Annotated in this window: 1 protein-coding gene; it reads left to right on the plus strand. The window is 38.8% G+C overall.

From position 1 onward, the window contains the following. Window positions 1-281: 281 nt before the first annotated feature. Entirely contained in the window at window positions 282-1,508 is a 1,227-nt protein-coding gene (locus QJ521_RS09610; RefSeq protein ID WP_282840264.1) for an IS110 family RNA-guided transposase, read from the plus strand. Window positions 1,509-1,520 lie beyond the last annotated feature (12 nt).

A 1,520-nucleotide genomic window follows, 5' to 3' on the forward strand; every position in this document is an offset into this window, starting at 1 on the left:
TAAGACCTATCTACATATTGTGTTTTATAAGTTTGAAGCCCTGGTGTTATAATAAAGTCAAGATATAACCAGAATAATCCGCTAATTCTCCTTGCACATGATGGTGCTACAAAAGCGTGCGAACCTGCTTGCTTGACTAATCTGCTTACCGGTTGTTGTTACCCGTTAGATCCAACTCAACTTCTAAGTCTAACGGTGGTTTCTTATTCGGCGAGGCTGCAGTTGTCTTTCAAGGCTAGGGCTTCTCTTATATCTCATTTTCCTTGAAAGAAGGTTTTAATTTGAAGCTTACTTTATTCGTTGGAATTGATGTCTCTAAAGCATCTAATCACGTCTATGCGATGAACTTGGCGCGTGATAAATTACTTTCAACATTAATTCCAAACACTCAAGATGGGGCTGCCATCATTGAATCTAAACTTTTAGAACTCTTGAATCGACATGTGCTCTCAAAAATCATTGTGATTTTAGAGTCTACAGGTGTCTATTCTGCTCATCTTGCTACTTATCTTTCTAATTCTAAACATCTTGCTCTTTTCGATTCTAGGGTCTATATCATCAATCCTAAGATCTCTAAGAATTACAGGAAGAGCTTTGCTGATATGGATAAGACAGATCCTAAAGATGCCTTTATTCTAGCTGATATTGCTAGAGTAGGTAGAACCTCTGAACTTACACCTTTCAAAGGTGCTCAACGACTTGCCTTAGAACGCCTCACCAGACATCGCCTCCACATCGCTGAACTCCTGTCAACAGAGAAGGTTTATGCCTTAAATAACGTGTTTTTAAAGTTTTCTGAGTTCGAAACCTTGTTCTCAGATAACTTCGGTAAAACCGCAGTTGAACTACTTTTAGAATATAAAACCATTGACGATATCATTGAGTCACCTTTAGAAGAACTCGCTCAGTTTATCACCAAGTCCAGTAAAAATGGCTTCTCCGATTCAATAGATATGGCGTCTAAAATCCAAGCTGCTGCGAGAGCTTCTTATCGCCTCGATCAGATTGCCTATAATCCCATTAACTTATCGCTTGCTTCCTCCATCAATGTCATCAATTGTTACGAAGCAGAGATGAAAGAAATCGATAAGGCGATTAAGCGCCAAGTTGTTGGTTTTAATCAAAATCATTACACCGTTTTGATGTCTATTCCAGGTATCGGTAAGGTCTATGCAGCTGGGATTTTAGCTGAAATCGCAGACATCAATCAATTCGAATCTGATGATGCGCTTGCTAAGTATGCTGGCATCACTTGGCGTAAAACCCAATCCGGTAAGTTTGATGCTGATGATACGCGTCTTACAAAAACTGGGAATAAATATTTAAGATACTTTATCATTCAGGCAGCCAATATCGCTAGACAAAATATACCTGAATACCGTGATTTCTATCAAAAGAAATTCAATGAAGTCACGACCCATCAACATAAACGTGCCCTCGCCCTTACGAGTAGAAAACTGATCCGTCTAATCTATGGCTTGTTGAGTGCCAATAGACTCTTTCAGTAAAACTAAATATTT

Origin of the sequence: Peloplasma aerotolerans (assembly GCF_030012175.1) — a bacterium.
GTDB classification, from domain to species: domain Bacteria; phylum Bacillota_I; class Bacilli_A; order Acholeplasmatales; family Acholeplasmataceae; genus Peloplasma; species Peloplasma aerotolerans.